Annotated in this window: 23 protein-coding genes; 11 read left to right on the top strand and 12 right to left on the bottom strand. The window is 61.3% G+C overall.

The annotated features are described in order from the left end of the window. Positions 1–165: 165 nt before the first annotated feature. Together P7F28_RS08540 and fumC are read left to right on the top strand one after the other, a co-directional pair. On the top strand, positions 166–1,755 hold the full coding sequence (locus P7F28_RS08540) for a phospholipase D family protein (protein WP_277184076.1): 1,590 nt from the start codon (positions 166–168) through the stop codon (positions 1,753–1,755). Between the two features lie 50 nt (positions 1,756–1,805). Continuing rightward, complete coding sequence (gene fumC / locus P7F28_RS08535) at positions 1,806–3,221, top strand: class II fumarate hydratase (RefSeq protein WP_277184075.1); 1,416 nt, start codon at positions 1,806–1,808, stop codon at positions 3,219–3,221. 9 nt (positions 3,222–3,230) lie between these two features. Here the strand turns inward: fumC and P7F28_RS08530 are convergent, their stop codons facing one another. The 4 genes from P7F28_RS08530 to P7F28_RS08515 form a co-directional block, all read right to left on the bottom strand. Further along, positions 3,231–3,662, bottom strand: coding sequence for a type II toxin-antitoxin system VapC family toxin (locus P7F28_RS08530; protein WP_277184074.1), 432 nt, complete (start codon positions 3,660–3,662; stop codon positions 3,231–3,233). Further along, positions 3,663–3,917 (bottom strand): type II toxin-antitoxin system Phd/YefM family antitoxin, encoded by a 255-nt coding sequence (locus tag P7F28_RS08525; RefSeq protein WP_277184073.1) that lies wholly within the window; start codon positions 3,915–3,917, stop codon positions 3,663–3,665. 80 nt (positions 3,918–3,997) lie between these two features. Further along, positions 3,998–4,510: an acyl-CoA thioesterase gene (locus tag P7F28_RS08520; protein ID WP_277184072.1), complete on the bottom strand. Its 513-nt coding sequence runs from the start codon at positions 4,508–4,510 to the stop codon at positions 3,998–4,000. Positions 4,511–4,747: 237 nt separating this feature from the next. Next, entirely contained in the window at positions 4,748–4,882 is a 135-nt protein-coding gene (locus P7F28_RS08515) for a hypothetical protein (protein ID WP_277184071.1), read from the bottom strand. Positions 4,883–5,016: 134 nt separating this feature from the next. Here P7F28_RS08515 and P7F28_RS08510 point away from each other — a divergent pair, with 134 nt between their 5' ends. Beyond that, positions 5,017–5,748, top strand: a complete 732-nt coding sequence (locus P7F28_RS08510; protein ID WP_277184070.1) for a helix-turn-helix transcriptional regulator — start codon at positions 5,017–5,019, stop codon at positions 5,746–5,748. A 149-nt stretch (positions 5,749–5,897) separates the two neighbouring features. Then, positions 5,898–8,021, top strand: a complete 2,124-nt coding sequence (locus P7F28_RS08505; RefSeq protein ID WP_370467277.1) for a DUF6600 domain-containing protein — start codon at positions 5,898–5,900, stop codon at positions 8,019–8,021. A 96-nt stretch (positions 8,022–8,117) separates the two neighbouring features. Here the strand turns inward: P7F28_RS08505 and P7F28_RS08500 are convergent, their stop codons facing one another. Together P7F28_RS08500 and P7F28_RS08495 are read right to left on the bottom strand one after the other, a co-directional pair. Beyond that, positions 8,118–9,089 (bottom strand): thymidylate synthase, encoded by a 972-nt coding sequence (locus P7F28_RS08500; protein WP_277184068.1) that lies wholly within the window; start codon positions 9,087–9,089, stop codon positions 8,118–8,120. 153 nt (positions 9,090–9,242) lie between these two features. Next, a complete protein-coding gene (locus tag P7F28_RS08495; RefSeq protein WP_277184067.1) occupies positions 9,243–10,619 on the bottom strand; it encodes a sigma-54 dependent transcriptional regulator in 1,377 nt (458 codons plus the stop codon). Positions 10,620–11,255: 636 nt separating this feature from the next. On the opposite strand from P7F28_RS08495, the gene P7F28_RS08490 reads away from it, so the two are divergent. Continuing rightward, positions 11,256–11,480 (top strand): hypothetical protein, encoded by a 225-nt coding sequence (locus tag P7F28_RS08490; protein ID WP_277184066.1) that lies wholly within the window; start codon positions 11,256–11,258, stop codon positions 11,478–11,480. A 72-nt stretch (positions 11,481–11,552) separates the two neighbouring features. Next, positions 11,553–12,050, top strand: coding sequence for a dihydrofolate reductase (locus tag P7F28_RS08485; protein ID WP_277184065.1), 498 nt, complete (start codon positions 11,553–11,555; stop codon positions 12,048–12,050). 54 nt (positions 12,051–12,104) lie between these two features. Here P7F28_RS08485 and pmbA read toward each other — a convergent pair whose 3' ends face one another. Further along, on the bottom strand, positions 12,105–13,475 hold the full coding sequence (pmbA, locus tag P7F28_RS08480; protein ID WP_277184064.1) for a metalloprotease PmbA: 1,371 nt from the start codon (positions 13,473–13,475) through the stop codon (positions 12,105–12,107). A gap of 173 nt (positions 13,476–13,648) precedes the next feature. Here pmbA and yjgA point away from each other — a divergent pair, with 173 nt between their 5' ends. Together yjgA and mog are read left to right on the top strand one after the other, a co-directional pair. Beyond that, a complete protein-coding gene (yjgA, locus tag P7F28_RS08475) occupies positions 13,649–14,251 on the top strand; it encodes a ribosome biogenesis factor YjgA (RefSeq protein ID WP_277184063.1) in 603 nt (200 codons plus the stop codon). Then, positions 14,235–14,843 (top strand): molybdopterin adenylyltransferase, encoded by a 609-nt coding sequence (gene mog / locus P7F28_RS08470; RefSeq protein WP_277184062.1) that lies wholly within the window; start codon positions 14,235–14,237, stop codon positions 14,841–14,843. Before yjgA ends, mog begins: the two co-directional genes overlap by 17 nt. Here mog and orn read toward each other — a convergent pair. After that, positions 14,840–15,427, bottom strand: coding sequence for an oligoribonuclease (gene orn, locus P7F28_RS08465; protein WP_277184061.1), 588 nt, complete (start codon positions 15,425–15,427; stop codon positions 14,840–14,842). The genes mog and orn overlap by 4 nt on opposite strands. A 121-nt stretch (positions 15,428–15,548) precedes the next feature. Between orn and P7F28_RS08460 the strand changes: the two genes are divergently transcribed. Genes P7F28_RS08460 through P7F28_RS08450 form a run of 3 tightly spaced genes read left to right on the top strand, consistent with a single transcriptional unit; the run spans position 15,549 to position 18,060 of the window. After that, positions 15,549–16,817: a M48 family metallopeptidase gene (locus P7F28_RS08460; protein WP_277184060.1), complete on the top strand. Its 1,269-nt coding sequence runs from the start codon at positions 15,549–15,551 to the stop codon at positions 16,815–16,817. Continuing rightward, positions 16,814–17,740, top strand: a complete 927-nt coding sequence (gene rsgA / locus P7F28_RS08455; protein WP_277184059.1) for a ribosome small subunit-dependent GTPase A — start codon at positions 16,814–16,816, stop codon at positions 17,738–17,740. Before P7F28_RS08460 ends, rsgA begins: the two co-directional genes overlap by 4 nt. Further along, positions 17,737–18,060, top strand: a complete 324-nt coding sequence (locus P7F28_RS08450) for a DUF2007 domain-containing protein (RefSeq protein ID WP_277184058.1) — start codon at positions 17,737–17,739, stop codon at positions 18,058–18,060. The genes rsgA and P7F28_RS08450 overlap by 4 nt, the downstream gene beginning before the upstream one ends. Here the strand turns inward: P7F28_RS08450 and P7F28_RS08445 are convergent. From P7F28_RS08445 to trmD, 4 genes are all read right to left on the bottom strand, one after another. Next, on the bottom strand, positions 18,057–18,995 hold the full coding sequence (locus P7F28_RS08445) for a CobD/CbiB family protein (protein WP_277184057.1): 939 nt from the start codon (positions 18,993–18,995) through the stop codon (positions 18,057–18,059). The two genes, P7F28_RS08450 and P7F28_RS08445, sit on opposite strands and share 4 nt — an antisense overlap. A gap of 125 nt (positions 18,996–19,120) precedes the next feature. Continuing rightward, the gene (locus P7F28_RS08440; protein ID WP_277184135.1) at positions 19,121–19,774 is read right to left on the bottom strand and encodes a CoA pyrophosphatase; all 654 of its coding nucleotides are present in this window, start codon (positions 19,772–19,774) and stop codon (positions 19,121–19,123) included. 144 nt (positions 19,775–19,918) lie between these two features. Next, a complete protein-coding gene (rplS, locus tag P7F28_RS08435; protein ID WP_277184056.1) occupies positions 19,919–20,305 on the bottom strand; it encodes a 50S ribosomal protein L19 in 387 nt (128 codons plus the stop codon). Positions 20,306–20,442: 137 nt separating this feature from the next. Beyond that, entirely contained in the window at positions 20,443–21,213 is a 771-nt protein-coding gene (trmD, locus tag P7F28_RS08430; RefSeq protein ID WP_277184055.1) for a tRNA (guanosine(37)-N1)-methyltransferase TrmD, read from the bottom strand. Positions 21,214–21,230: the final 17 nt, after the last annotated feature.

Here is a 21,230-nt window from a genome sequence, read left to right as displayed (position 1 = left end):
ATAGCGCGCCCTCGCCCCGAATTCCCCTAGAATAATTTCGAGATACGCACCCGAGAACGCAAATTGCTACTCACGCGGCGCTAAATCGAAAACAAGCGAACCACTAAAACGAGGAATCGCGCAGTGCTGCACAACCGGGGAATCATCAAAACAATTCGCGATGCCATGCTCATCGCGACTTTCAGCGCCTTGCTCACCGCCTGCGCGACCCGTCCACCCGCCACGGCCTACGACCGGCCGGTCACGCACGCGCTGTCGCCAGGCGAAACGACGCCGCTCGGCACCGCGCTCGCGCCGCTGGAACGCCAGCATCCGGATCAGTCCGGCCTGCGCCTGCTCCCTACCGGCACGGATGCGCTTCAGGCCCGCATCGCACTCGCGCGTGCGGCGACGAAGACGCTGGACATGCAGTACTACATCGCCAACGAGGACAACACCGGCAAGCTGCTGCTCTCGGCGGCGCTGTACGCGGCGGATCGCGGCGTGCGCGTGCGTATGCTCGTCGATGACCTGAATTTCAAGGACATCGACCAGATCATGGCGGCGCTGAATTCGCACGACAACATCGAAATTCGCGTTTTCAATCCGTTCGGCAGCGCGCAACGCAGCTTCTCCGAGCGCACGCAGAACATCTTTTCGAACGTCGATCACTTCACGCGCCGCATGCACAACAAGGCGATGATCGCGGATAACCAGATCGCCATTGTCGGCGGCCGCAATCTGGGCGATGAATACTTCAGCGCCAGTCCGACGCTGCAGTTCCGCGATCTCGATATGTTCACCGCGGGTCCGGTCGTGCCGAAGATTTCCGCGAGCTTCGACGAGTATTGGAACAGCACGATCGCGTATCCGCTGCGCGTGCTCAACAAGCAAAAGTTCGATGCCGCCGAACTCGATAAAACCCGCGACGATCTGCGCGCGCACTGGCGCGCCCAGGCCGATCCGCTGAACGCGCGTCCGCTCAACGCGACGCCGCTGGCGCAGCAGATTGCGCGTGACGAACTCGGGCTGGTCTGGGCGCCGACCGAATTCTGGGCCGATTCGCCGACCAAAATCTCGAATCCGAGCGACGACTACAAAAGCCCGCCGATGGATCGCTTAGCCTCGCTTTTGAAGGACGCGCAAAGCGAATTCCTGATCCTGTCGCCCTACTTCGTCCCGCACGATGCCGGCGTCAAAGCGCTCGGCGATCTGGCGCAGCGCCACGTGCGCGTGGCCGTGCTGACCAACTCGCTCGCCGCCACCGATGCCGTCGCCGTGCAGGCGGGCTACGGGCCGTATCGCGTGCCGCTGCTGCGCGAAGGCGTCGAGTTATACGAATTCAAGCCGATCCAACCGCCCGGTGAAGGACGCCCGCCCGCCGGTCTGTTCGGCTCGCAATCGCGCGCCAGCCTCCACGCGAAGGCATACATGATCGATCGGAGTATCCTCGTCATTGGCTCGATGAACCTCGATCCGCGCTCGGCCAAGCTCAATACCGAACTCGCGCTCGTGGTCCACAGCAAGCCGATCGCCGATCAGACCGCCAGGCTCTTCGATCGCGGCATCTCGCCGGAAGTGAGCTGGCGCGTGGAACTGGCGAGCGCGGCGGTGCGGGCATCGCTTGCGCGCACCGGCTCGCCGCAATCCGGCCTCGTCTGGACGACCGTGGGAAACGGCTCGACCGTCACCTACGACTTCGATCCCGAGGCCGGCTTTTATCGCAATCTGATGACGGGCATTTTCACGCTCCTGCCCGTCGATTCGCAGCTTTGACGGAGCGCCCGCGCGTTCCGTCCCGTCAAACTTCCTGAGGACTTCACGCCATGTCACATGACGCGCAAGGCACAAGCGGCAACGTACGGATGGAAAAGGACACGTTCGGCGAAATCGCCGTGCCGAACGACAAGCTCTGGGGCGCGCAGACGCAGCGTTCCTTGCAAAACTTCAAGATATCGACGGAAAAGCAGTCGCCCGAATTGATCACGGCGCTCGCGATCATCAAGCACGCGGCGGCCGAGGTGAACGAAGGGCTGAAGGTGCTCGACGGCAAAAAAGCCAAGGCGATCATGGATGCCGCGCAGGAAATTATCGATGGCAAGCATCCGGACGAATTTCCGCTGGCCGTGTGGCAGACGGGTTCGGGCACGCAGACCAATATGAATCTGAACGAAGTGATCGCGAATCGCGCGAGCGAGTTGCTCGGCGGGCCGCGTGGCGAAGAACGCCATGTTCACCCGAATGACGATGTGAACCGCGGACAGTCATCGAACGATGTTTTTCCTACGGCGATGCATGTCGCGGCGGCGGTCGCGATTCACGAGCAGTTGATTCCGAAGCTCAAGACCCTGCGCGATACGCTCGCGAAAAAGTCGAAGGAATTCGACGACATCGTCAAGATTGGCCGCACGCATTTGCAGGACGCGACGCCGCTGACGCTCGGGCAGGAATTCTCAGGATACGTGGCGCAGATCGATCAGGGCATTCGCCATGTCGAAGCGACGCTGCCGCATCTTTATCAACTCGCGCAAGGCGGCACGGCGGTCGGCACGGGCTTGAACGCGCATCCGGAGTTTGCAAAGAAAGTGGCGGCGGCGATCGGCAAGCTCACCGGCCTGCCCTTCGAAACCGCGCCGAACAAGTTCGAAGTGATGGCGGGCGCGGACGCACTGGTCGCCGCGCACGGCGCGCTGAAAACCGTGGCCGCAAGCCTGATGAAGATCGCCAACGATGTGCGCTGGCTCGCAAGCGGCCCGCGCTGCGGACTTGGCGAATTGTCGATTCCGGAGAACGAACCGGGAAGTTCGATCATGCCGGGCAAGGTCAATCCGACGCAGTCCGAAGCGGTCACGATGCTCTGCTGCCAGGTCTTCGGCAACGATGTCGCGGTGAACTTTGGCGGCGCGAGCGGCAACTTCGAACTCAACGTGTTCCGCCCGATGATCGCGCATAACGTGCTGCAATCCATCCGCCTGCTCGCGGACGGCGCGCAGAGCTTCAACGATAACTGCGCGGTGGGCATCGAGCCGAATCGCAAGCGGATCGATAGTCTGCTGAACGAATCGCTGATGCTGGTGACGGCGCTGAATCCGCATATCGGCTATGACAAGGCCGCGCAGATCGCGAAGAAGGCGCATAAAGATGGCTCGACGCTGAAGGCCGCCGCGCTCGCGCTCGGGCATGTGACCGAGCAACAGTTCGATGAGTGGGTGAAGCCGGAGGAGATGGTGGGGAAGCGGTAAACCTACGCGTCACTGCGCGGCAGCGGGTTCCCACGGATTAACGACGCTCACGCCGCACGGAGAAAAATCGGCCACGTTTCTCGTCACAATCGTCATGCCGTGTACGAGAGCCGTGGCCGCGATGTAAGCATCGCGCTCAGGGCGCGGATCTGGCACATGGAGCTTTGCGCATCGCGTAGCGACGGCCGCATCAAGTGGCAACGTGCGATCGGTGAACTCGGGAAGAATGCGAGTACGCAGCCACATGCGCAATCGCGTGCCTTGGTCAGGGTCACGGCGCTCCATCCGCAAAACACCCATTTCCAGTTCGAACAGGGTTACCACGGAAATGTAGAAATCCGATGCGTCGCGGTCCAGCAGCCACGACATCACATTGGCGTCGGCTTTTCCGTCGCCGGCTTTTCGCAATTCAGAAATTACGTTGGTATCGAGCAAAAACATTTATTCAAAATTGGCCGGTCGTGGAAGTTCACGTGAGCGAGGAAACTCGACATCCACCGCTGCAAGACCCGGCATGGATAGCGCTTCGACGAGACTGCGCTTCTTCCCGGTCAAGCGCTGATACTCCTCAATGCTCAAAAGCACATGAGACGGTCTGCCCCGATCAGTGATGAACACCGGGCCGTCCTTGGTGGCCTTTTTTGCGCGCGTGACGTCTTGATTAAGCTCTCTGCTGGATAAAGTGGTGATGGGCATAGCTCATCTCCTCGCATACATACAATGTAGGAATGTTACTACATTTTATGCAGCTGCACCATATCGTCAAACCTTGAGCTTTAAACCTTCCCCGCCGCCACCTCTTCCGGCTTCAATTCGACAATCGCGTCCAGCGCGTCCTTCACGTCCATCGCGTACTTCGCCAGCCGCTTTTCCTCGTCCGTTTCCGGTTCGAATGTCGGCACGGGCGTGGGCTTGCCTTGCTCATCGACGGAGACGAAGACCATCAGGCAATCCGTGGTCTGCTGCAATTCGCCGACTTTCGGATCGCCCGCGTGGACGGAAATGTGGATGTGCATGCTGGTGCGCCCCGTCGCCACCACGCGCGCGCGCAGTTCGACGAGATTACCTACCAGAATGGGGCGGCGAAAACGGATATTGCCGACGCTCACCGTCACCGCGTATCGCCCGGACCACATGGCGGCGCACGCATAGGCGGTTTCGTCGATCCATTTCATCAGCGCGCCGCCGTGAACCTTGCCGCCGAAGTTGACCGACGTCGGCTCGGCCAGAAAGCGGAAGGTGGTTTCGGCGCGGCTTTTAGGCACGGTCGGGATAATCGGCGTATTCATGTGGAGGCTCTTTTGTATGAAGCGTGATGCGCCGATTATAAGTTCGCCAAAAGCTGTAGGGCCTGTTCACATATAGACGGCCACGCGTTGCCCTACGGGCAACCCTGCGAGAACACCCGAAATCGGGCGCATGGCGGCGTCGCTCGTCGCTTGTTTGGCTCGCCAAACGGCACTCCTCACTCCTTGCCCTGCACCCGATTTCGAGCGTTCGCGTGGCCGTCTCTATGTGAACAGGCCCTAGTTGTGAACCGTGACGCCCTGATCGATCGTCCCGTACATCGTGATGCTGCCGCCACCGCCCGACGATGACGACGGCGCGCCCGCACAGCCCGCCAGCAAGGCGATCAAAGCGGCAATGAAGAACTTGTTCATGTCGATGTTCCTGCAACGTTCAATGCAGCGATTCTAGCGCCGGCTATCGTGTATCGACATTTCGGCGCGCGGTGAAACATCGGTTGCGGATGCGCGTTAGAGTGAATACATTCCCTCGTTCATCCGAGTCAATCATGCTCCCGGACCACGCTCACCATTTCCCCGGCCTCACGCGCATCGGCGCATTGCTCGCCGATCCTGGCCGCGCCGCCATGCTCTGGTCGCTGATGGACGGCACCGCGCGTCCCGCAGGCGAATTGACGATGATCGCGGGCGTATCGCCATCGGCGGCGAGCGGGCATCTGGCACGACTGACGGAAGGCGGGCTGCTGGCGATGGAAGTCAGCGGACGGCATCGCTATTACAGGATCGCGACGCCGGATATCGCCGCGGCCATCGAAGCGCTGGCGACGCTGGCCCGCGCGAGCGCGCCGCAACGCGAGCCGGAGCGTCGCCCGAGCGCGGTTCCCATCGATATGCGATACGCGCGAACCTGCTACGACCATCTCGCGGGCGAACTCGCTGTGCGTCTCTTCGATTCGATGCTCACGCGCAACTGGCTCACGCTCGCCCCGAACGACAGCGAAAAACAAGGCGCGACGCCACTCGATGCCACGCCCGAAGGCGCGCAGGCATTGACGGAACTCGGCATCGATATCAAGGCGCAGCGGGCGCGGCGGCGGCGTTTTGCGTGTACGTGCATCGACTGGAGCGAGCGGCGGCCGCATCTGGGCGGCGCGTTGGGCGCGGCATTTCTGGAAGCGTGCGAGACGCATGGGTGGATCGAGCCGACCGCCAAACGCCGCGTGTTGCGCGTGACGCCTTCTGGACGTCAGCATTTCGAGCGCTTTTTAAATACACCGTAAACAAACAAGCAAAGCTTTGTTACGCGCACCGCGCGCCGGTTACAAACCACAGCGCCCGGATACAAGCGCGAACGATACATTGATCCTGAGGCCGTGCGGCTAACCACGCACACGACAACGCCAAACGAGCGCGGCCGACGGAGAAGATGATGAAGACCAGAATTTGTATCGCTGTCACGCTCGCGCTGCTTTCGATGCAAGGCGTCGAAGTGCTTGCGCAAACGCCGCCGGGGGAAATCGCGGCACCGAACGCACCGAATGCATCGAGCCAACAAGGCGATCCACCCGGACGCGTCGCGCGGCTGAACTACACGGCCGGCACCGTGACGACCGAGCCGGTCGGCGCTTCCGACTGGAGTTACGCGCAGATCAATCGCCCGCTCACGACCGGCGATCAGCTCTGGAACGATGCCAACGCGCGCTCGGAAATGCATATCGGTTCGACGGCGGTACGGCTCGGTTCATCGACCGCGCTGTCTGTCCTCGCGCTCGACGATCGCACCGCGCAGCTCAAAGTCACGCAAGGCACGCTGTCGATGCGCGCGCGTGAAGTTGCGCCCGGCACGCAATACGAAGTTGATACACCGAACGCCGCGCTTGCCATGACCACGCCCGGCGATATGCGCATCGACGTCGCGCCGGATGGCCGTGCGACCACCGTGACAGTGCGCAGCGGCGGCGTCACCGCTTATGGCGATGGCGGCTCGGTGCAACTCGCGCCCGGTCAGCAAATGACCTTCGAGGGCACCAATCTCCAGCAGGCATCGGCGAATGCCGCGCCCGCGCCCGATACCTTCGATCAATGGGCCGCCAGCCGCGATGCCGCCGAAGATCGCTCGATTTCGGCGCGCTACGTCTCGCGCGATATTCCCGGTTATCAGGATCTCGATGCCAACGGCACGTGGCGCAACGATCCGTCGTACGGCGCGATCTGGGTGCCGAATGCGGTATCGGCGGATTGGGCGCCGTATCGGCAGGGACATTGGGTATGGCAGGCACCGTGGGGCTGGACCTGGGTCGATGACGCGCCGTGGGGCTTCGCGCCGTATCACTATGGCCGATGGGCTTACGTCGGATCGCAATGGGCGTGGGTGCCGGGTCCGATGGTGGCGAGCGCGCCCCCGCCCGCGTATGCGCCCGCGCTGGTCGGTTTCGTCGGCGATGGCGGCGGTGGCGTGGATTGGAACGTGGCGCTGACGATCGGCGGGATCGCGGCAGCGGGCGTCGCGTGGTTTCCGCTCGGGCCGGGCGAACCGTGGCGGCCGCATCACGATGGCTGGAGTCCGCGTTACTACGAGCAGGTGAATCGCAATGTTTATATCGACAGGTCGGTGGGGATTCACAACACGTACGTGAATTACCACGCGCCGCGCGGCCTGACCGCTTTGCCCGCAAATATGTTCGTGCGTGGTCAACCGGTTGGCCGGCAGCCCTACGCCGTCGATCCGTCGCGTTGGCATAATCCGCGATTCTTTGCGGGCGCACCGGCGATCGCGCCGACGCACGAGAGCTTCGCGCCGGGTGCGCGCCGCGCGGATGACCGGCCGCCGCAGAGCTTTGCGCGTCCAGTCGTGGCGACGCGTCAGCCGCCGGTTGAAGGTGCGTATGCGCATCGTCCGCAGGGATTCGATGATGTGCATATCGTTGCGACGCATGGGCCGGCGCGCGCGGTGATTACGCCGCATTCGCCGCCGCAAGGTGCTCAGCCCACGCAACCCATGCACGCGATGCAAGCGCAGCAACCGCCGACCCAACAGCCGATGCATCAGCCGAACAGCGTGCCGCGTCCACCGCAGAATCCGCAGCAGTTCGGTGGCGAGCCGCGAGTTTATCGTGGCGGACAGGAAGCGCCGCCGCATGCCGAAGCCAACGCTCGTCCGATGCAAGCGCCCCACGTCGAACACGGCGCGCCCAATGTGCCAATGCAAACCGCGCAGCCTCACGCGCCGCAACCGCAGCCGCAGCCGCAACCGCAACCGCAGCACGCGATGGCGCAACCGCACGCGGAAGCACCGCGCCAGCAATGGCACGCCGAAGCGCCGCCGCCGCGCGCCCAGCAAGCGCCTCAGCCTCAGCCGCAACAGCAGTTCCATCAGGAGCAGGCGCGTCAACAACAAGCGCGTCAGGAACTGCCGCATCAGCAGCCTCAACCGCAACAGCAGTTCCATCAGGAGCCACCGCAGCAGCATCAGCAGGTGCATCAGGAGCCACCTCACCCGCAGCCGCAACAGCAGCAACCGCAACATGCCGACAACGAGCATCACCACGGCTGACAGGCTAACCGGCTAACAAAACGCCTGCGGTAAAAACGACGACGCGCGGTCCAGGCCGCGCGTTTCGCTTTTGAAGCAGGAAAAGCCAGAGCCGCCTTACACGGCCATTGGCGCGGTCAGCGGATCGTGATGTTTATAACCTTCGAGCGCGAAGTCCTTTGGCTCGACCTTTTCCAGCCATTCCGGTTCATATCGTTTGGTCACCGCATAATCCGGCACGCGATCCGAAATAATCAACTGCGGACTGGCGAACGGCTCGCGCTTCAATTGCTCTTTGAGCATATCGAGCTGATTCTCGTAGATATGCGCATCGCCGATAAAGTACGTGAACCAGCGCGGCTTATAGCCCGTCAATCGTCCGACCAGATGCAGCAGCGCCGCGCCTTCGGTGAGATTGAACGGCGTGCCGAGGCCGACATCGTTACTGCGAATGTAGAGACACAGCGAAATCTCGCCCGTCACCGCGTTCGGCAGGAACTGATACAGCAAGTGGCACGCAGGCAGCGCGATTTCATCGAGCTTGGCCGGGTTCCAGGCATGAAACAGAATCCGCCGATCCGTCGGGCGCTCGATGATCGTATCGAGACACTGGCGCAATTGATCGATCGCCTTGTACAGCAGCACCTGCTCGCGCCCGTTTTCGACGAAGCTCGTCACGAGCTGATAGCCGCGATTGGTTGCATCGACGATCTGATCGCCGGAGGAAGCGTCCACGAGCTTGTACGCGGGCCACTTGCGCCACTGCACGCCGTACACATCGCCGAGATCGTCCTCGCCTTGCCGATACGGATTCTCAAGCCACTGCGGGTTCTCATTGGCATTCGCGTCCCAGACCTTGCAGCCCAGCGCGCGAAAATCCGCCGCACTCTTCGATGCGCGCAGAAAACCCACCATCTCGCCGATTGCCGACTTGAACGCGAGCTTCTTCGTGGTCACGGCGGGAAAGCCCTGCTGCAAATCGAAACGCAACATCGCGCCCGGCATGCTGATGGTACGGATGCCCGTGCGGTTTTCCTGCCACGTGCCGGTATCGAGAATCGCCTGAACGAGCTCGAGATACTGTTTCATTCGATGTTCCTTGGGGCGCGGCGCGTGGCCGTGCAAAAGAATAGGCGCAAAGGAAAGATTTTAACGCGGCCAAAACGTAGCCGCCGATTCAGCCCGCACAAAAGAAAACGGGCGCTTTTCAGCGCCCGTCCAAAGCAATCACGAAAATGGTTGTCAGCCGCGCGTGGCGTGCTCCGTGGGCGCATCGACTTCGATATGCCGCATACCATGCGCACTCAATAGCCGATACAGCGTCACCCGCGAAATGCCGAGCTCATGCGCGGCATCGCCCAGACGGCCACGATGACGCAGCAATGCGAGTTCGATCGCTTGCCGCTCCGCCGCCTCACGCGCCTGCGCCAGCGAAACCGGCGCGACTTCCACGTATTCGCCGAGTTCGAGATCGCGCGCGGTAATTTGCCGCCCTTCCGACATCACGATCGCCCGCCGCACGCGATTGATCAGCTCACGCACATTGCCAGGCCAGCCATAGTTATGGATCGCGGCGATCGCATCCGGCGAGAATCCGCGCAGCCGACGGCTTGCATCTTTTTTGAAGCGATCGAGCATATGCTTCGCCAGCAGTTCGATGTCCTTGCCACGCGCGCGCAGCGGCGGCTCATCGATCTGCAGCACGCACAGACGGTGATACAAATCCGCGCGGAATCGCCCTTCGATCATCGCGGTCTGCATATCGACGTGCGTCGCCGAAATGATGCGGACATCGACCGGTGTCGAACCGTGGCCGCCAAGCCGCTCGACTTTGCGTTCCTGCAGAAAGCGCAACAGGCTCGCCTGGCTTTCCAGCGGCAAATCGCCGATTTCATCGAGGAACAGCGTGCCGCCGTTGGCCGCTTCCACGCGACCGATCTTGCGCTGATTCGCGCCCGTAAATGCGCCACGTTCGTAGCCGAAGAGTTCCGATTGCAGCAGATGCGCGGGAATCGCGCCGCAGTTGATGGCGACGAACGGCTGATCGCGACGCGCCGAGCGCTCGTGAATGGCCACTGCCGTCAGTTCCTTGCCCGTGCCCGATTCGCCGGAGATGAACACCGGCGCGTCCGTCATCGCAACTTTGCGGATGGAGCGGAACAGCGCGAGCATGGCATCGCACGAACCGACCATTTCGCCTTCCGCGCGCCCTTCGCGCGAATCGTTCGATGCTGCGTCGTGCAGCGCAACCATGCCGTACGCGTGACCGACCGAATCGACCACGCGGTCGTTCGATGTCGGCAGCGTCACATAATCGAAACAATAGTCGCGGATGAGGCGGCGCACCGCCGCGTCTTCGAGCTGTCCGGAAACCGTGGCCGCGACCCAGCCGACGTTCGTCATGGTCAGCGACGATTCGAACGCCGCCAGTTCGTGTGATTCGAATTGACTGGACAAATCCAGCAGGCCGCCAATGGCCAGGTCGCTGCGCAGTGCCTTGCGCGTGTCGCGCGCGCTGGACACGATTTCGATGTGCCAACCACGCTCTTCGAATCGCGCGCACAGCGCCTCGCTTGGATCGCGAGTCACATAGATGAGTTGCCGCCGAGCGACGTCCATTATTCAGATCCTTGGTTCAACGTTCGTTGAAAAAGGTCGCGTGGTTCAGGCGCTATGCTGCATGCAAACGACGATGCCCTCGCGCGTCGTGACGAGTGGTCATGCATGTCCAGGTGGCCCCGAGGACACGGCGTCTCTCACCCCCGTCTCCTCTGTCGCGAATTCCTTTTTGTCTGATTCTGCGCCGTTTTTGAGACACTACTATAAACCAGAAACCCCGCAAACAAATATCGATACTAGGCTTCAGATTAGCGACAAAAACTGCCACAGGCCCGCACAGAAAGAATTTCTCACACTTTTTAAAAACCCTTACCGCAACTTTTAATAAGACAAAAGCTTATACCTGTTTCTCAAGAAAATCTTGTTTTTCTGCCTCAATGTTTCAGACGTGAAACGTTTTCCTGTTTTTTCAGCCTGCAGATTTTGCCGAAACGCCCGTGTAGCCAAGGCCCGCAATGTCTGGCACGCGAATCGCTTTTCGCGTCTTGCGCAAACTGGCAAAAATGGCTTATATCGAACGCGCGTTTTACCGTGTTTCAGCCTTTCGGTCATATCAATCGCTAATACCGGCCGAGTGAATCCTTTATTCCCGGAATATTTAATTCGGGAATAGTTACCTTGGGATATTGTCGTCAGATGGCTCTCGATAGCTTCTTACCGCGCGATGATTTCAATACCGTCCAGCCGGTCGATGGCAAGGAACGGGGCGAGTTGTCCTGGACACAATCGCAGATCATGCTCGACATCCGCGACGGCGGATCGTCCCGAACAGCGTATGGATCGGTCATGGCGCGCAATGTCACGCTATGGGACGAAGGACCGCGTACGGTCCGCGATCCACTCGACGACGACGCCGAATAAGCGAACCACGTCGGTTAGAATCGTGGGCTCTGCTGCGCAATCAGCGCGGCTTCGCACCGATTCCGGAACCGAATGACGACGCTGACACTGATCGTCGCCCGTGCGCGCAATGGCGTGATCGGCCGCGACAACCAACTTCCCTGGCGACTGCCCGAAGACCTCGCGTTCTTCAAGCGCACGACGATGGGCGCATCCATCATCATGGGCCGCAAGACGCATGAGTCGATCGGACGGCCGCTGCCGGGGCGGCGCAATATCGTGGTGTCTCGCGATGCTTCGCGGCGCTATGAAGGCTGCGACGTCGTCACGAGCGTGGAAGACGCGCTGAAGCTGTCGCCCGATACGGAAGCGTTTCTTATCGGCGGCGCACAGCTTTATGCCGATGCCATCGCGCGCGCCGACAAGCTCATCATCACCGAGATCGATGCCGATTTCGAAGGCGACACGCACTTCCCCGCGCCTGATCCGGAGTTGTGGCGCGAAGTATCGCGCGAGGCGCATCAAGCAAAAGCGCCGAATGATTTTGCGTTTGCGTTCGTGTCCTACGAGCGCATTGCATCGGCAGAGTAAAAACGCAAAAGGCTCCGAAAATCCGGAGCCTTTTTGCTTTGCGACGGCTGGGTCTTACTGACCCGCGATCGTCATACGCTCGATCAGCACCGAACCGAGTTCCTTCGTACCGCGCACGACCGTGTCCGCGCCGATCGCCTCGATATGGCGGAACATCTCCTGCAGCGTGCTCGCCACGGTGATTTCCTCCACGGCATGCTGAATCTTGCCGTTCTCGACCCAAAAACCCGACGCGCCGCGCGAATAATCGCCGGTCACGTAGTTCACGCCCTGACCCATCAATTCGGTAAGCAAGAGGCCCGTATCGAGTTTCTTGAGCATCGCCTCGAAGTCGTCTTCGGCCTTCGTATGCGAGCTTGTCAGCGTCAGATTGTGCGATCCGCCCGCGTTGCCGGTGGTCTTCATACCGAGCTTGCGCGCCGAATACGTTGACAGGAAATAGCCCTGCACCACGCCGTCTTCGACCACATTGCGACGCTGCGTACGCACGCCTTCTTCGTCGAACGGCGCGCTGCCCATGCCGCTCTTCACATGCGGATCTTCGACGACCTGAATATGCGGCGCGAACACCGGCTTGCCGAGGCTATCGACCAGAAACGTGGTCTTCCGATACAGCGCGCCGCCGCTCACCGATTGCACGAACGCGCCGAGGATGCCTGCGGCCAGCGGCGCTTCGAACAGCACGCGACACTTGCGCGTGTCGAGGCTGCGTGCGCCGAGACGCGCGAGCGCGCGTTGCGCGGCGTATCGGCCAACGGCTTCGGGATCGGCCAGTTCGCCTGCGCTGCGGCGCGACGTGTACCAGTCATCGCGCTGCATATCGCGGCCATTTTGCGCGATCGGCGCGCACGCGATGTAATGCCGCGAATACGGATAACCCGCCATGAAGCCGCGCGACGTGGCCAGCACGAACTGCGAGTGCTGCGCGGACACGCTCGCGCCTTCCGAATTGGTGATGCGCTTATCGACATCGAAGGCGGCGGCTTCGGCGCGGCGCGCGATATCGGCGGCTTCTTCCGCGTCGAGTTCCCACGGATGGTAGAGATCGAGGTCCTGCGGCGCCTTCTCCAGTAGATCCTCTTCCGCCAGACCCGCCGCGCTGTCTTCCGCCGTGAAGCGCGCGATGTTGTACGCGGCCGCGACCGTATCGCGCAGTGCATCGCGGGTGAAGTCAGCCGTGCTCGCATTGCCGCGCTTCTTGCCGATGAACACCGTCACGCCGACCATCTTGTCGCGGTTGTGCTCGATCGTCTCGACTTCGCCGCGCCGCACGCTGACCGACAGGCCATCGCCTTCGGAAATTTCGGTGGCGGCGTCGCTTGCGCCGAGTTCCTTCGCGTAGCGCAGGATGTCGGAAGCGATCTCCTTCAGTTCGTCTTGCGTATGCGGAAAGAATCGTTGCTTGACGTCCATGTCTGCTGCCATTTTGTCGTTGCCTCTGGAAGTCGGGCGATGAATGCGCGCCCGCGCGAGTTGTGCATTGCGGTCCTTCGACCCATCACGCGATCATAGCAAGGAGCGCGCTTGTGCACTCGCCGCATTGGCCCGGATCGCGCGTATGGAAGATGTAGCGCAAACCCGCAAGCTACAATATCGCCATGAACCGTAAAACCCGCATTCAACCCATCGACGCCGGCGACGAAGCCGACGACAACGGCTACGACCGTCCCAGCAAATCGCAGCTCAAGCGTGAAATGCACGCGCTGCAGGAACTGGGACAGGATCTCATCGACCTGCCGAAAGACGCGCTCAAGCGCATGCCCATGCCCGAAGCGCTCGACGAAGCCGTGCGCGAGGCGCGCCGTATCACCGATCACGAAGGCAAGCGCCGTCAATTGCAGTATGTCGGCAAGGTCATGCGCTCGCTGCTGGACGAAGAAGTCGCCGCGCTGCGTACCGCGCTGGACACGTATCGTGGCGTGAACAAGGCCGAAACCGCGCGCATGCACTGGATCGAGCGCACGCGCGAACAACTGCTCGCCAGCGACGACGCGCTCACCGAATTTCTGCGTCAGCATCCGGGCGTGGACGTGCAGGAGGGCCGCACGCTGATCCGCAATGCGCGCAAGGAACGTGAGCAGCAGAAACCGCCGCGCTATTACCGCGAGCTGTTCCAGTGGATCAAGAACGCGGCGGGCGCGGAAACCGACGACGCCGAAGACGACCACGATCAGGAAGAACGCGATGACGACACGGAATGAGTTGATCGTTGGACTCGTCTCGATCAGCGACCGCGCCTCGCAAGGCGTCTATGAAGACAAAGGCGTGCCGTCGCTTCAGGAGTGGCTCGGCAACGCGCTGACGACGCCCTGGCGCGCCGAAACGCGCCTGATCCAGGACGACGCCGCCACCATTTCCGCGACGCTTATCGAACTGGTCGATACCTGCGGCTGCGATCTGGTCCTCACGACTGGTGGCACCGGCCCCGCGCGCCGCGATGTCACGCCCGAAGCCACACTCGCCGTCGCCACCAAGCCGATGCCTGGTTTCGGCGAGCAAATGCGCCAGATCAGCCTGAATTTCGTGCCGACGGCCATTCTGTCGCGGCAAGTCGCGGTGATCCGCGAAACGCCCGCGCACGCGGCGCTCATCATCAATCTGCCGGGTCAGCCGAAGTCAATCCGCGAAACGCTCGAAGGCCTGAAAGATGCCGACGGCAAGCCGAAAGTGCCGGGCATTTTCGCGGCGGTGCCGTATTGCATCGATTTGATTGGCGGACCGTATATCGAAACGCGGCCGGAAGTCGTTGCTGCGTTCCGTCCCAAGAGCGCGATCCGCCCCGCGAAAAACTAGGAAGCCGACGGAATCAGGAAGTGCTCGCGGTAGTACTTGAGTTCGTCGATCGACTCGTGGATATCGGCAAGCGCGGTGTGCATCGCGCGCTTCTGGAAGCCTTTGTAGATGGCGGGCTGCCAGCGGCGGCACAACTCCTTCAGCGTGCTGACATCGAGATTGCGGTAGTGGAAGAAGGTTTCCAGTTCCGGCATCCAGCGCGCCATGAAACGGCGATCCTGGCAAATGGAATTGCCGCACATCGGCGATTTGCCCGGCGGCACGTACTGACCCAGAAAATCGCGGATTTGCCGCGTGGCTTCCGCTTCATCCACCGTCGATGCCTTCACGCGTTCCGTCAGCCCCGAGCGGCCGTGCGTATTGCGATTCCACTCGTCCATGCGGCCGAGCGCTTCTTCCGATTGATGGATCGCGAACACCGGTCCTTCCACCAGCTTGTCGAGCGTGGAATTCGTCACCACCACCGCAATTTCAATAATGCGGTCGTTTTCCGGATCGAGCCCGGTCATCTCCATGTCGAGCCACACGAGATTCATGTCGCTGCGCACCAAAGCGGTATCGGTCGAAGTGGAAATGTCGGTCATGGGATGCCTGATGTGGAAGGGAAACCGCTAACGCCGTAATTGCAGGCGCTTTTGCAGTATCTGACAGCGCCGATACGGCCTAGAACCTATAATTCTCGCATAGTTCAATCGGAATTCCCGGATGACCAACATCACACTCGCCTTCTCGACGATCTTCGTCATCGCCCTGATCGGCATGGTTGCAACCAAGCTTTGGCTCGCCTCGCGCCAGATTCGCTACGTCGCCGCGCATCGCGATGGCGTGCCCGCGCAATTCAGCGGCACGATTCCGCTCACCGCGCATCAACGGGCAGCGGATTACACCGTCGAGCGCACGCGCCTCACCATGATCGAAGTGGTCACGAGCGCCATCGTGCTGGTCGCGCTGACGCTGCTCGGCGGCGTGCAGGCGCTCGATATCGCCATTTCCGGCGCGCTCGGGCGCGGTTACGTCGGGCAGATTGCGCTGGTGGCGGCGGTCGTCGCGATCACGAGTCTCATCGACCTGCCGTTCGATTACATCCGCCATTTCGTGATCGAAGAGAAGTTCGGCTTCAACCGTATGTCGAAGAAGCTGTTTTTCATCGATTTGATCAAGGGCGTGGTGCTGGGCGTAATTATCGGCGCGCCCTTGTTGCTGCTCACGATCTGGCTGATGGATCGCGCCGGCACGTATTGGTGGCTGTGGACATGGATGGTCTGGGTCGCGTTCCAACTGCTCGCGATGATCATTTACCCGACCTTCATCGCGCCGCTTTTCAACAAGTTCGAGCCGCTGAAGGACGAAGCGCTCGTCGCGCGCATCACGAATCTGATGTCGCGCACCGGTTTCGCCGCCAAGGGTTTGTTTGTGATGGACGGCAGCCGCCGTTCGGCGCATGGCAACGCGTATTTCACGGGCTTCGGCGCGGCCAAGCGCATCGTTTTCTTCGATACCTTGCTTGCGCGTCTCTCGGGCAGCGAAATCGAAGCCGTGCTTGCGCATGAACTCGGCCACTTCAAACGCCGTCACGTTTTGAAGCTGATGATCGTCATGTTCGGTATCAGTCTCGCCATGCTGGCGCTGCTCGGCTGGCTGGTGCAGACCGTGTGGTTTTACGAAGGACTCGGCGTGCGGCCATCGCTGGTCGGTGGCAATAACGGGCTGGCGCTCGTGCTGTTCATGCTCGTGCTGCCCGTGTTCATGTTCTTCGTGACGCCGCTGGGCAGCCTGACATCGCGTAAAAACGAATTCGAAGCGGACGCGTTCGCCGCGAGTCAGACCGATCCGAAGGACCTCGTCAACGCGCTCGTGAAGCTGTACGAAGACAACGCGTCGACGCTCACGCCCGATCCTATCTACACGGCGTTTTACTACTCGCATCCGCCCGCTTCACAACGCATCGATCGATTGATGCAGCACGCCGCATGACGCAGCGCGCAGCTTCGAATAAATGCGGCGAGCGGCTGGCGGGCACGGTCATCGCCGCGCACGGGCGTCACTATCTGGTCGCGCCCGACGACGGCTCGCCGATGCTGCAATGCTTCCCGCGCGGTAAAAAAAGCGATGTGGCCGTGGGCGATCGTATCGGCTATGAGCAGCAGTCGGCGGATCAAGGCGTGATTGTGGAGATCGGCGAGCGGCGGAATTTGCTGTATCGCTCGGATCAGTTTAAGTCGAAGCTCTTTGCGGCGAATCTCGATCAATTGCTGATCGTGCTCGCCACCGAGCCGCATTTCAGCGAAGACCTGCTCGGGCGCGCGCTGATCGCGGCGGAAGCGCATGGGCTGGAACCGCTGATCGTGCTCAACAAGATCGATGTGGAAAGCGCGTTGCCGCTGGCGCGTGAACGGCTGGCGTCGTATCGCGCGCTTGGGTACACGGTGATCGAACTGTCCGCGAAAATGCAGCCCGGCGACGTGCATCCGCAACTCGATGCCTTACTCAAAGATCGCTCGACCATTCTGCTCGGCCAGTCCGGCATGGGTAAATCGACGCTGGTCAATATCCTCGTCCCCGACGCGGATGCCGCCACGCGCGAAATCTCAACCGCGCTCAATTCCGGCCGCCATACGACGACGTTCACGCGTCTCTATCATTTGCCCGCGGGCGGCTCGCTGATCGACTCACCCGGCTTTCAGGAATTTGGCCTGCATCATCTGACCGAAGGCCAACTGGAACGCGCTTTCGCTGACTTCAGGCCGTTTCTCGGGCACTGCCGCTTCTACAACTGCCATCATCTGCAAGAACCCGGCTGCGCGGTTCTGGAAGCCGTCGAAGCCGGCGCGATTCGCCCGGAACGCCACGCGCTCTACGCGCAACTGGTCCACGAAGCCAGCCAGATCGTTCGATGAAACGCCTGACGCGCGCGCCGAACGTGATCATCGCGCAGCACTGGGTCAATGTGCTGGCGACCGCGGGCGTGCCGTGCGAGTTGCACAACCGCTATCTAAATGGCGCGATGGGAGAGATTCCGGCCGATCAATGCGCGCCCGAAATCTGGATCGTCGATGATCGCGACGAGGCGCTGGCGCTGCGGCTATTGGATCGTGCGAGGAACGGACCGGACGCGAATGCCCGGCCGTGGAGATGCAAGAAGTGCGGTGAATCGCTGGAAGCGCAATTCACCGTGTGCTGGAACTGTGGAACGGCGCGTGATCCGCTGGACGACTAGGCTAACCACACCGCGATGGTGAGCATCAGCAACAGCAGCATCCACAGGATCACCGCGCGCCACACCAACCCGACCGCCGATTGCAAGGTACGCGGCGTGCAATCGTCACCGACGGGCAACGGACTGGCATCGCCCACGGCGAGCGCTTCGACGCTCAGCGGTTCTGCCAGCGGACCCGCGAGACGTGCGCCAAGCGCGCCGCTGCCGGCGGCCAGCAATACGCCATCGTTCGCATCCGGCCATTGGCGCGCGTGATTGCGCCACGCGTAGATCGCATCCTCGAAATTGCCGACGATCGCAAAACCTAGCGATGTCAGACGCGTCGGCACCCAATCGATCACGAAGAATGCGCGCTGAGCGAAGGTGGAAAACGCCGCCGTGCGCTCCGGATTCGGCTCCGACCACGCACGCGCCAGATATTCGGCAATGCGATAGAACACCGCACCGGCCGGTCCGATTGGAATCAAAAACCAGAAGAACACGCCGAATACATGCCGATGCGACGCCACCACCGCATGCACCAGCGTCTGCCGCACGATCTCGCTGACGGGCATATCGACGGTGTCGATATTCGTCCATTCGGCGAGGATTTCGCGCGCGCGCGGCACGTCGTCGTTATTCAGCGCGAGGTGGATATCGGTGAAATAGTGGCTGAATTGGCGGAAACCGAGCGTGAAGTACACGATCACCACGTTCCACAAAAACGCCAGAACGAAGTTGATGCGATACAACACGTAATAGATCAGCCCGACCACCAGCGTCCACGGCAACACGACCACCAGCCATGCGATGAGACCGTGCTTTTCCTTGCCCGCATCGAACCCGTGGGCAGTGGATTCCGCATGATAACGAAGCAGCGCCGATACCGGATTGTGCGGCGAAAGCGCGCGCACTTGTTCGATGATGAGAGCCAGCAATACGGAGAAAAAAGTCATGCGAAGGCCGAAACAGTCCGATTAGTTCGAGTTTCGCGTAACGATATCACAGCGCCCGATGGGTTTAGCGCGCCGAGTAATCGCGCGTGCGATGGCTCCCGTGCGCACTTTCCGCGCACGCCGGCTCAAGCCGCGAGGAAGCGATAGAAATTGCGCAACATGCCGGCCGTTGCGCCCCAGATGAAATACGGCGCCATGTTTTCGGCGGGCAAATACGGCATGGCAAAAAAACGACGTTCGCCGCCTTCCCAGCGGAAGATGCGCACTTCGTGATTAGCCGGATTCATCAGCCAGGCGAGCGGGACTTCGAAGATATCGGCGACTTCGCAGGTATCGGCTTTCAATTCGAATGGCGGATACACCAGCGCGACGACCGGCGTGACACGAAATCCCGTGCCCGTCAGATACTCCGGCAACGAGCCGATCACTTCGCAATGTTTCTCGTCGAGGCTGACTTCTTCGCGGGCTTCGCGCAAGGCGGTGGCGGCAGCATCAGCGTCTTCGGGTTCGCGGCGTCCGCCGGGGGAGCTGATTTGTCCCGCATGATCGGAAAGATGGTCGGCGCGTTGAGTCAGCAGCACGGTCAAGCCGCCTTCGCGCAGCACCAGCGCCACTAGCACCGATGCGACACGCGGATCGCCGCCGATCGCCTTGATACGCTGCTCGCGTTCTTCCTGCTTCCAATCGAGATTCATCCCGAAACGCGCGCGCAGACCTTCGGGCGTGAGTCGCTCGGGCGCGATGGGCGGAAGCGCTTCGCCGGTGGCGAAGACGGGCATCTTTTCGGGTTCGAGAATGCGCGGGGTCGAGGTCTTGCCAGTGGACACGGTGGCGATGCGTGGCTGTCGAAGTCTCAATTTGAACACACCAAAGAAAAAAGCACCCACGTGGGGTGCTTTTTTCGACCAGCGACAACCTGAAACTTACTCGGCGGAAGCAGCCTTGCCCTTGAACACCAGCTTTTCCTTGATACGTGCCGACTTGCCCGAACGCTCGCGCAGGTAGTAGAGCTTCGCGCGACGAACGTCACCGCGGCGCTTCACGACGATGCTTGCCAGCAGCGGCGAGTACGTCTGGAACGTACGCTCGACGCCTTCGCCCGACGAAATCTTGCGGACGATGAAGTTCGAGTTCAGACCGCGATTGCGCTTGGCAATCACGACGCCTTCGTAAGCCTGGACACGCTTACGCGTACCTTCGACCACGTTCACGTTGACGACGACCGTATCGCCCGGTGCGAAATCGGGGATGGACTTTTCGCCGAGAACGCGAGCGATCTCTTCCTTCTCGAGTTGTTCAATCAGATTCATTACTGACTCCTTGTGCCATCTTGCCGGAGTTGTGTGCCTACGCTTGCGCGTTTGAAAAAGGCCCCGGTAGAGGATGGGTTTGCTTCAGACGCCGGTTTGACCCGACGTCCCCTTGTTCCCGCCCGTCAGCCCGAAATCTATGCAGACTTCGACGCTTCCTTCGCGAGTTCTGTAAGCCATGCTTCGTCCGCACGGCTCAACATCTTGCTGGCGCGCGCCCGTTGAATCAAGTCGGGCCGCTTGGTGAACGTGTTGCGCAGGGCTTCACGCCTGCGCCACGCGTCGATTTCCTTGTGATGGCCGCCGAGCAGCACATCGGGGACGCGCACACCTTCGTATTCTTCGGGACGCGTGTAATGCGGGCAATCCAGCAACACGTCCACGAAACTGTCCTGTACAGCGGATTGTGCGTCGTTCAGCACGCCGGGCAACTGGCGGACGACTGCGTCCATCAGCGCCATGGCAGGCAACTCGCCGCCGGACAGCACGAAGTCGCCGAGGCTGACTTCTTCGTCCACTTCGCGGTCGAGCAAACGCTGATCGATCGCTTCGTAACGGCCGCACAACAGCACCAGACCGGGTTCCTGCACGAACCGCATCACGCGATCGTGGTCGAGTTTCGCGCCTTGCGGCGACATCATGACCACGCGTGTCGACGTAATGCCTTGTTCGCGCTGCGCCGCCTTCGCCGCGTGGATTGCGTCTTCCAGCGGGCGCGCCAGCATGACCATGCCTGGGCCGCCGCCGTACGGGCGATCATCGACGGTGCGGTAGTTGTTGGTCGTGAAATCGCGCGGATTCCACGTTCGCAACCCGAACCGTTGCTGCGTGACCGCCCGGCTGGTAATGCCGAAGTCGGTCAGTGCGCGGAACATCTCAGGAAAGAGCGTCACGACATCGAACTGCATCGCGCTCTCCCCTTGTC

The organism is Caballeronia sp. BR00000012568055 (assembly GCF_029439455.1).
Lineage (GTDB): Bacteria > Pseudomonadota > Gammaproteobacteria > Burkholderiales > Burkholderiaceae > Caballeronia.
This window is presented reverse-complemented; position numbering and strand designations above follow the sequence as displayed.

Excerpts from the sequence above, each read along its gene's own strand:
- P7F28_RS08510 (WP_277184070.1), top strand. The coding sequence starts at position 5,017 with ATGCTCCCGGACCACGCTCACCATTTCCCCGGCCTCACGCGCATCGGC.
- P7F28_RS08520 (WP_277184072.1), bottom strand. The coding sequence starts at position 4,510 with ATGAATACGCCGATTATCCCGACCGTGCCTAAAAGCCGCGCCGAAACC.
- P7F28_RS08540 (WP_277184076.1), top strand. The coding sequence starts at position 166 with ATGCTCATCGCGACTTTCAGCGCCTTGCTCACCGCCTGCGCGACCCGT.
- P7F28_RS08450 (WP_277184058.1), top strand. The coding sequence starts at position 17,737 with ATGAAACGCCTGACGCGCGCGCCGAACGTGATCATCGCGCAGCACTGG.
- rplS (WP_277184056.1), bottom strand. The coding sequence starts at position 20,305 with ATGAATCTGATTGAACAACTCGAGAAGGAAGAGATCGCTCGCGTTCTC.
- P7F28_RS08485 (WP_277184065.1), top strand. The coding sequence starts at position 11,553 with ATGACGACGCTGACACTGATCGTCGCCCGTGCGCGCAATGGCGTGATC.
- P7F28_RS08440 (WP_277184135.1), bottom strand. The coding sequence starts at position 19,774 with ATGCCCGTCTTCGCCACCGGCGAAGCGCTTCCGCCCATCGCGCCCGAG.
- pmbA (WP_277184064.1), bottom strand. The coding sequence starts at position 13,475 with ATGGCAGCAGACATGGACGTCAAGCAACGATTCTTTCCGCATACGCAA.
- trmD (WP_277184055.1), bottom strand. The coding sequence starts at position 21,213 with ATGCAGTTCGATGTCGTGACGCTCTTTCCTGAGATGTTCCGCGCACTG.
- P7F28_RS08515 (WP_277184071.1), bottom strand. The coding sequence starts at position 4,882 with ATGAACAAGTTCTTCATTGCCGCTTTGATCGCCTTGCTGGCGGGCTGT.
- P7F28_RS08505 (WP_370467277.1), top strand. The coding sequence starts at position 5,898 with ATGAAGACCAGAATTTGTATCGCTGTCACGCTCGCGCTGCTTTCGATG.
- P7F28_RS08530 (WP_277184074.1), bottom strand. The coding sequence starts at position 3,662 with ATGTTTTTGCTCGATACCAACGTAATTTCTGAATTGCGAAAAGCCGGC.
- P7F28_RS08500 (WP_277184068.1), bottom strand. The coding sequence starts at position 9,089 with ATGAAACAGTATCTCGAGCTCGTTCAGGCGATTCTCGATACCGGCACG.
- fumC (WP_277184075.1), top strand. The coding sequence starts at position 1,806 with ATGTCACATGACGCGCAAGGCACAAGCGGCAACGTACGGATGGAAAAG.
- P7F28_RS08460 (WP_277184060.1), top strand. The coding sequence starts at position 15,549 with ATGACCAACATCACACTCGCCTTCTCGACGATCTTCGTCATCGCCCTG.
- P7F28_RS08495 (WP_277184067.1), bottom strand. The coding sequence starts at position 10,619 with ATGGACGTCGCTCGGCGGCAACTCATCTATGTGACTCGCGATCCAAGC.
- orn (WP_277184061.1), bottom strand. The coding sequence starts at position 15,427 with ATGACCGACATTTCCACTTCGACCGATACCGCTTTGGTGCGCAGCGAC.
- P7F28_RS08490 (WP_277184066.1), top strand. The coding sequence starts at position 11,256 with ATGGCTCTCGATAGCTTCTTACCGCGCGATGATTTCAATACCGTCCAG.
- rsgA (WP_277184059.1), top strand. The coding sequence starts at position 16,814 with ATGACGCAGCGCGCAGCTTCGAATAAATGCGGCGAGCGGCTGGCGGGC.
- P7F28_RS08525 (WP_277184073.1), bottom strand. The coding sequence starts at position 3,917 with ATGCCCATCACCACTTTATCCAGCAGAGAGCTTAATCAAGACGTCACG.
- mog (WP_277184062.1), top strand. The coding sequence starts at position 14,235 with ATGACGACACGGAATGAGTTGATCGTTGGACTCGTCTCGATCAGCGAC.
- P7F28_RS08445 (WP_277184057.1), bottom strand. The coding sequence starts at position 18,995 with ATGACTTTTTTCTCCGTATTGCTGGCTCTCATCATCGAACAAGTGCGC.
- yjgA (WP_277184063.1), top strand. The coding sequence starts at position 13,649 with ATGAACCGTAAAACCCGCATTCAACCCATCGACGCCGGCGACGAAGCC.